Origin of the sequence: Streptomyces sp. 8K308, assembly GCF_004348315.1 — a bacterium.
GTDB lineage: Bacteria > Actinomycetota > Actinomycetes > Streptomycetales > Streptomycetaceae > Streptomyces.
Map to the genome: position 1 here is coordinate 21,625 of NZ_SMKC01000057.1, position 6,691 is coordinate 28,315.

The following is a 6,691-nucleotide window of genomic DNA, read 5'->3' on the forward strand; positions in this document are numbered from 1 at the left end:
GTCGGGGCCAATTCGTGCATATGCAGGGGACATTGGAGACGCCGATGGAACGACCCGCCTGGGCGCCGCACGGTATCGATCTTTCGGTACCGAGCGTTTCCCGGATGTACGACTACTACCTGGGCGGTTCGCACAATTTCGAGGCCGACCGGGTGGCCGCCCGAGCGGCGATGGAGGCGTTTCCCGGGCTCCCCAAGATCATGCAGGCGAATCGCGCCTTCATGCGCCGCGCCGTGCGCTTCGCGATTTCCGAGGGCGTCACCCAGTTTCTCGACATCGGCTCCGGCATTCCCACCTTCGGGAATGTGCACGAGATAGCCCTGGCCACCAGCGACGAGGCGCGGGTGCTGTACGTGGACAACGATCCGGTGGCCGTCGCGCACAGCCGGGCGGTGCTCGCGGACGAGGAACGCGCCGACGTGCTGGCCGCCGACTTCCGCGACCCGCTGGGCATCGTGGGCAGCGAGACCGCCCGCCGCCTGCTCGACCTCGACCGGCCGGTCGCGCTGCTGCTCGTCGCCGTGCTGCACTTCTTCGACGACGAGGCCAAGCCGCACGAGCACGTCGCGACGCTGCGCGACCTGCTGCCGCCCGGCAGCCTGCTCGTGGTCAGCCACGCGGCCACCGAGAGCCTGCCCGGCACGCGCGAGCGCGGCAACCGGCTCGGCGAGGTCTACCGCAGGGGCGGCGCCACCCTGGTGATGCGCACCAGGGGCGAGGTCGCCGCGTTCTTCGAGGGCTTCGAGCTGGTCGAGCCCGGGGTCGTGCCGCTGCCCGACTGGCGCCCCGAGGCGTCCGTCGAGGACGAGGACCCGGTCGTCTATGCCGGATACGCGGGAGTAGGACGCAGAGCGTGACCGCCTCGCCTTCGGAACCCGCCGACCTCGCCAACGAGCCGCTCGACGGGCCGCGTCGTTTCGCCAGGATCCTGTGCCGCGCCGTCTTCCCGGTCACCGCCACGTCGATGACCAGGGCGGAGTTCGAGGACCTGCTCACCGGCCTGGCCACCGAGTTGGCCACCGCCCTGCACGGCCGCCCCTTCGACCCCACGCCGGCGCGCGCCGTGGGCCAGGCGCTGGTGGCCGCGCACTGCACCGCGCCCGACTCGCTGCCTCGGGTGCTCGGCGTGATCGACGCCTACCTCGTCCTCTACTGCGCCGACCCCACCGCGCTCGCCCCCGACGAGGCCCGCAACCGCTGCGCCAGGCTCCAGCACGCGATCGCCGCGGGCTTCGCCGGCGCCCTCCAGGAGCGGACCCGCACCGAGCAGGAGGCGCTCTCCCGCGCCGCGATCGCCGCCCAGACCGAGATCGCGGAGGCGCTGCACGAGAGCGAGACCCGCTTCCGCGCGGTCTTCAACGACGCGGCGCTCGGCATCGCCATCGCCGACATGACCGGCAGCATCCTCAACGTCAATGACGCGCTGACGCGGATGTTCGGCGGCTCGGCGCACCACGTCCGCAGCCGCAACCTGCTCGACCTGACGCACCCGGAGGACTCCCCCGACGTCTGGCGGATGCAGCGCGAACTGATGCGCGGCCAGCGCGAGCACTACCAGGTCGAGAAGTCCTACGCCCGCGCCGACGGCACGGTGCTGTGGACCAATCTGACGGTCTCCCTGCTGCGCGACGCCGACGGCGAGCCGCGCTACATGATGACGATGATGGAGGACATCTCGGAGCGGCGGCTGCTGCACCTGCGGCTGCGCTACCAGGCCACCCACGACGCGCTCACCGACCTGCCGAACCGCTCGCTGTTCTTCGAGCGCCTCGAGCAGGCCATCGCCCCGGGCTCGGGCTGCTCCCGCGTCGGCCTGTGCTACCTCGACCTGGACGGCTTCAAGGCGGTCAACGACAGCCTCGGACACGCCGTCGGCGACCAGCTGCTGATCGCCGTTGCCGAGCGGCTGCAGTCCTGCGCCGCCGGCACGGGCCAGATGCTCGCCAGGATAGGCGGCGACGAGTTCGTCGCCCTGGTCATCGACCCGCCGACGCCGCGCGCCGTGACCGAGCTCGCCGAGCGCGCCCTCGAGGCGCTGGCCTCGCCGGTGGAGATCGGCGGCCGCGAGCTGATGGTGCGGGCCAGCATCGGCGTGGTCGAGGGGTCCACGCGCGATCTCACCGCGGCCGAGGTGCTGCGCAGCGCGGACATCACGATGTACCGGGCCAAGGCCGAGGGCGGCAACCGGTTCGCGCTGGCCGACCCGGACTCCGACGCACGGGCCATCAGCCGGCACCACCTCACCCACCACCTGCCGGCCGCGCTGCGCGGGGCCGAGTTCTTCATCGAGTACCAGCCGCTGGTCAAGATGCGGGACGGCAGCCTGGAGGGCGCCGAGGCGCTGGTCCGTTGGAGCCACCCGCGGCACGGGGTGCTCGGCCCCGACCGGTTCATCCCGCTCGCCGAGCACACGGGGCTGATCGTGCCGCTCGGGCGCTGGGTGCTGCGGGAGGCGGTGCGGCAGGCCTGCCAGTGGCAGGTGCGGGGCATAGGGGGCGCCAGGCCGCTGAAGGTCAACGTCAACCTCTCGCCCCGCCAGCTGCACCACCCCGAGCTGGTCGAGGACACGATCGCGGTGCTCGAGGAGGCGGGCCTGCCGCCGAGCTCGCTCTGCCTCGAGGTCACCGAGACGGCCATGATCAGGGCCGACGAGAACGAGCTGCGGCCGCTGCGGCAGCTGGCCGAGCTGGGCGTGGGCATCGCCCTCGATGACTTCGGCACCGGCTACTCGAACCTGGCCAACCTGCGCCGGCTGCCGGCGAGCACCCTCAAGCTCGACCGGTCGTTCACGCAGGGGCTGCAGCGCGCCCCCGCCGACCCGGTCGACCTGAAGATCGTCGAGGGCATCGTCTCGCTCGCCCACACGCTCCAGCTCTCGGTGACCGTGGAGGGCGTGGAGACCTCCACCCAGGCCGATCAGCTGCGCGAGCTCGGCTGCGACTCGGCTCAGGGCTGGTACTACGCGCGGCCCGGCCCGCCGGAGCGGCTGCCGGAGGCGGTGTGATCGCCGGGGTGAGGACCGGCGAAACGCCGGTGAGCGGGCCCGGTGCGGCTCGGTAGGATGAGTGACGTCCACTCACAGTGACCCGTCACCGTCCGTGACTTGAATCACTGCGCGTTACCTCACTCATTGGAGCATCCGAGGATGGCCCGACACCTCATCACCAGTGCGCTGCCCTACATCAACGGGATCAAGCACCTGGGGAACATGGTCGGCTCGATGCTCCCGGCCGACGTCTACGCCCGGTACCTGCGCCAGCGCGGCCACGACGTCCTCTACATCTGCGCCACCGACGAGCACGGCACCCCGGCCGAGCTGGCGGCCAAGGCCGCGGGGCTGCCGGTCGCCGAGTTCTGCGCCCAGCAGCACGACGCGCAGAAGGCCGTCTACGACGGGTTCGGCCTGGAATTCGACTACTTCGGCCGTACCTCGTCCCAGCAGAACATCGAGATCACCCAGCACTTCGCCCGCCGTCTCAAGGAGAACGGCTTCATCGAGGAGCGGACCACCCGCCAGGTCTACTCGCTCACCGACGGCCGCTTCCTGCCCGACCGGTACATCGTGGGCACCTGCCCGTACTGCGGCTACGCGGCGGCCCGCGGCGACCAGTGCGAGAACTGCACCCGGGTGCTCGACCCGACCGACCTGCTCGAGGCCCGCTCGGCGGTGAGCGGGTCGACGGACCTCGAGGTCCGGGAGACCAAGCACCTGTTCCTGCTCCAGTCGAAGCTGGAGGGCGAGGTGGCGGCGTTCGTCGAGGCGCACGGCAAGGAGTGGCCGACGCTGGCCTCGTCCATCGCCCGCAAGTGGCTGACCGAGGGCCTGCTCGACCGGTCGATCACCCGCGACCTGGAGTGGGGTGTGCCCGTCCCGGCCGACGTCTGGCCCGACCTGGCGGCCGAGGGCAAGGTGTTCTACGTCTGGTTCGACGCCCCGATCGGCTACATCGGCGCCACCAAGGAGTGGGCCGACGCGGCCGGCGACAGCGAGTCCCGCGACTGGCGGTCCTGGTGGTTCGAGGCCGACGAGTCCGTGCGGTACACGGAGTTCATGGCCAAGGACAACGTGCCCTTCCACACCGTGATGTTCCCGGCCACCCAGCTGGGCACCAGGGAGCCGTGGAAGAAGGTCGACTACGTCAAGGCGTTCAACTGGCTGACGTACTACGGCGGCAAGTTCTCCACCTCGCAGAACCGCGGCATCTTCGCGGACGCGGCGCTCGAACTGCTGCCCGCCGACTACTGGCGCTACTTCCTGATGGCGGGCGCCCCCGAGTCGGACGACGCCTCGTTCTCCTGGGAGCTGTTCTCCTCGGTGGTCAACAAGGACCTCGCCGACACCCTGGGTAACTTCGTGAACCGGGTGCTGTCCTTCTCCCGCAAGCGCTTCGGCGACCAGGTGCCGGCCGGCCACGAGGCGGGCGACGCGGAGCGGCGGCTCGGCGACGAGGTCGCCAGGCTGCTCGCCGAGTACGAGGAGCACCTGGAGGCGCTGCAGTTCCGCAAGGCGGCCTTCGCGCTGCGCGCGCTGTGGAGCGCGGGCAACGCCTACCTGGAGGAGAAGGCGCCCTGGCTCGAGATCAAGACCGACCAGGACGCGGCGGCCCTGACGCTGCGCACCGCGATGAACCTGATCCACCTCTACGCGGTGGTCTCCGAGCCGATCATCCCGTTCACCGCCCAGGCGCTGCGGGCGGTCTTCGACGCTCCCGAGGCGGCCGCGGCCGCGTGGGTGAGCGCCGAGGAGGCCAGGGCGCTGAGCGCCATCGGGGCCGGCACCGCGTTCACCGTGCCGCCGGTGCTGTTCGCCAAGATCACCGAGGATGACCTCGAGTCCTTCACGGAGCGTTTCGGCGGCCAGGAGGGCTGAGGCCCCGCTACGTGTGCGCGGCGGGCGACCGGCCGGGGTGGTGTTCCCTGTCGGTCGCCCGCCCGCCGTCTCTCGCCTCGATCAGGTGCTGGACCAGGGCGACGAGGACCTGGGTGGCCGAGGCCGACTTGCGGGCGTCGCAGCGCACCACCGGCACCTCGGGCCGCAGGTCCATGGCGGCCCTGATCTCCTCGGACGGATAGCACAGCGCCTGGTCGAACTGGTTGACCGCGACGACGAAGCCGAGGCCGCGCCGCTCGAAGAAGTCCACGGCGGGGAAGCCGGCTTCGAGGCGGCGGGTGTCGACCAGCACCACGGCGCCGAGCGCGCCCTGGCACAGCTCGTCCCACATGAACCAGAACCGCTCCTGGCCCGGCGTGCCGAACAGGTAGAGCACGTGCCTGTCGTCCAGGGTGATGCGGCCGAAGTCCATGGCGACCGTGGTGGTGTGCTTGCGCTCCACGCCCTCCAGGCTGTCGGTGCCGACGCCCGCCTGGGTGAGCAGCTCCTCGGTGCACAGCGGCTCGATCTCGCTGACGGCGCCGACCAGCGTCGTCTTGCCCACGCCGAAGCCGCCGGCGACCAGGATCTTGACGGCGGTGGGAAAGGCAGCGGCGGGAAAGGGGTCACAGGCGTGCGCGGAGTCCATGCAACACCGCCTCCAGCAGGTCTCGGTCGGTCAGGGAACAGCCCACGGGCACGGGCGAGTTGACGGTCACGGCGCCGAGCTCGCACAGGTCGGCGAGCAGCACCTTGGTGACGGCGACCGGCAGCCGCACCTGGGCGGCGATCTCGGCCACCGGGGTCGGGCCCTGACCGGCGCACATCCGGAGCACCTGGGCGTGCTCGGGGCCGAGCCGGCGGCGTATGGGCCGCCCGGTGGCCACCACCAGGGTCAGCAGGTCGAGGCGGACCGTGGGCCTGGTGCGGCCGCCGCAGGCGGTGAAGGGGCGGATCAGCCGGCCGGCGCTCTCGTCGAACCAGGGCAGCTCGTGCGGTGGTTCGACGGCGGCACCGGGAGCGGCGTCCGTGCCGGTGTCGGGCGTCCGGATGGCGGTCAACGGGCTGCCCGCTGCCGCGCCGGAGTGGTGAGGAAAGCCCGGACGCTCTTCACCAGCAGGGCCATCTCGTAGCCGAGGACGGCCGGGTCGGCTTCCGGCCCGGTGAGGACGGCGAGACAGGCACCCTGCCCGGCGGCGCAGACGGACAGCAGCGCGCCGGCCAGCTGGACCACCACCTGGCGGACCTCGCCGCCGCCCTCCCAGACGCCGGGGTCGGTCGCCGACGGCACCTGCGGGAGGGTCGCGGCGCTCCTGGCCAGCGAGTACAGGCCGGCGGCCAGGGCGGCCACCTGGTCGGCAGTGCGCGGTTCCAGGCCGTGCTCGGCCTTGACCAGGCCGTCGGCGGACAGCAACAGGGCGCTGCGGGCGTGCGGGACCCGCTCGACCAGACCGGTCAGCAGCCAGGACACGTCGGCCTGCCGGCCGAAAGGCACGTCGCTCTCCATGGTCATGGTCGCCTTGATCTCCTCGGTCAGCAGGCTCGGTTGGGGTGTGGTCGGCTCGTACGTGGGACGGGGTGGCGCGTGGGCCGGCCGGTCAGGCCAGGTCCTCCGGCTCGTCAGCGAGGCGGGCGCCGCGTCGGAATGCGGCCATCAGGCCGGGGTCGACGCGGGCCACCGGCTGGTCGAAGGCGCCGGGCGTGGTCGGGGGCGTGTCGCGGAGCTGGGGCACCAGGTGTTGCTGACGCTGGCGGCGTGGCAGGGGCGGCCTGGCCTCGGAGGCTGCGAGTTGGACGGCGGGGACGCCGGCCGGCACGGCC

Annotated in this window: 6 protein-coding genes and 1 pseudogene; 3 read left to right on the top strand and 4 right to left on the bottom strand. The window is 71.9% G+C overall.

All coding sequences use genetic code 11. The annotated features are described in order from the left end of the window. Positions 1 to 44: 44 nt before the first annotated feature. The 3 genes from E1265_RS11600 (at position 45) to metG (ending at position 4,870) form a co-directional block, all read left to right on the top strand. Complete coding sequence (locus E1265_RS11600) at positions 45 to 857, top strand: SAM-dependent methyltransferase (protein WP_132930199.1); 813 nt, start codon at positions 45 to 47, stop codon at positions 855 to 857. Further along, positions 854 to 3,004, top strand: coding sequence for an EAL domain-containing protein (locus E1265_RS11605; RefSeq protein ID WP_207931045.1), 2,151 nt, complete (start codon positions 854 to 856; stop codon positions 3,002 to 3,004). Before E1265_RS11600 ends, E1265_RS11605 begins: the two co-directional genes overlap by 4 nt. Before the next feature lie 141 nt (positions 3,005 to 3,145). After that, positions 3,146 to 4,870 (top strand): methionine--tRNA ligase, encoded by a 1,725-nt coding sequence (metG, locus tag E1265_RS11610; RefSeq protein ID WP_132930200.1) that lies wholly within the window; start codon positions 3,146 to 3,148, stop codon positions 4,868 to 4,870. A gap of 7 nt (positions 4,871 to 4,877) precedes the next feature. On the opposite strand, the gene E1265_RS11615 is transcribed toward metG, so the two are convergent. The 4 genes and pseudogenes from E1265_RS11615 to E1265_RS36970 all read right to left on the bottom strand — a co-directional run. Next, positions 4,878 to 5,519 carry an ATP/GTP-binding protein gene (locus E1265_RS11615; RefSeq protein WP_132930201.1) on the bottom strand — a complete coding sequence of 214 codons (642 nt, stop codon included), beginning with the start codon at positions 5,517 to 5,519 and terminating at the stop codon, positions 4,878 to 4,880. Beyond that, positions 5,497 to 5,922 (bottom strand): DUF742 domain-containing protein, encoded by a 426-nt coding sequence (locus E1265_RS11620; RefSeq protein ID WP_132930204.1) that lies wholly within the window; start codon positions 5,920 to 5,922, stop codon positions 5,497 to 5,499. The genes E1265_RS11615 and E1265_RS11620 overlap by 23 nt, the downstream gene beginning before the upstream one ends. Before the next feature lie 5 nt (positions 5,923 to 5,927). Next, a complete protein-coding gene (locus E1265_RS11625; protein WP_132930205.1) occupies positions 5,928 to 6,377 on the bottom strand; it encodes a roadblock/LC7 domain-containing protein in 450 nt (149 codons plus the stop codon). A gap of 91 nt (positions 6,378 to 6,468) precedes the next feature. Beyond that, a pseudogene (locus E1265_RS36970) lies at positions 6,469 to 6,691 on the bottom strand (ATP-binding protein); the annotation flags it as partial.

What these genes read in the sequence shown, in the direction of transcription:
- E1265_RS11600 (WP_132930199.1), top strand. Translation starts at nt 45, where the DNA reads ATGGAACGACCCGCCTGGGCGCCGCACGGTATCGATCTTTCGGTACCG.
- metG (WP_132930200.1), top strand. Translation starts at nt 3,146, where the DNA reads ATGGCCCGACACCTCATCACCAGTGCGCTGCCCTACATCAACGGGATC.
- E1265_RS11615 (WP_132930201.1), bottom strand. Translation starts at nt 5,519, where the DNA reads ATGGACTCCGCGCACGCCTGTGACCCCTTTCCCGCCGCTGCCTTTCCC.
- E1265_RS11625 (WP_132930205.1), bottom strand. Translation starts at nt 6,377, where the DNA reads ATGGAGAGCGACGTGCCTTTCGGCCGGCAGGCCGACGTGTCCTGGCTG.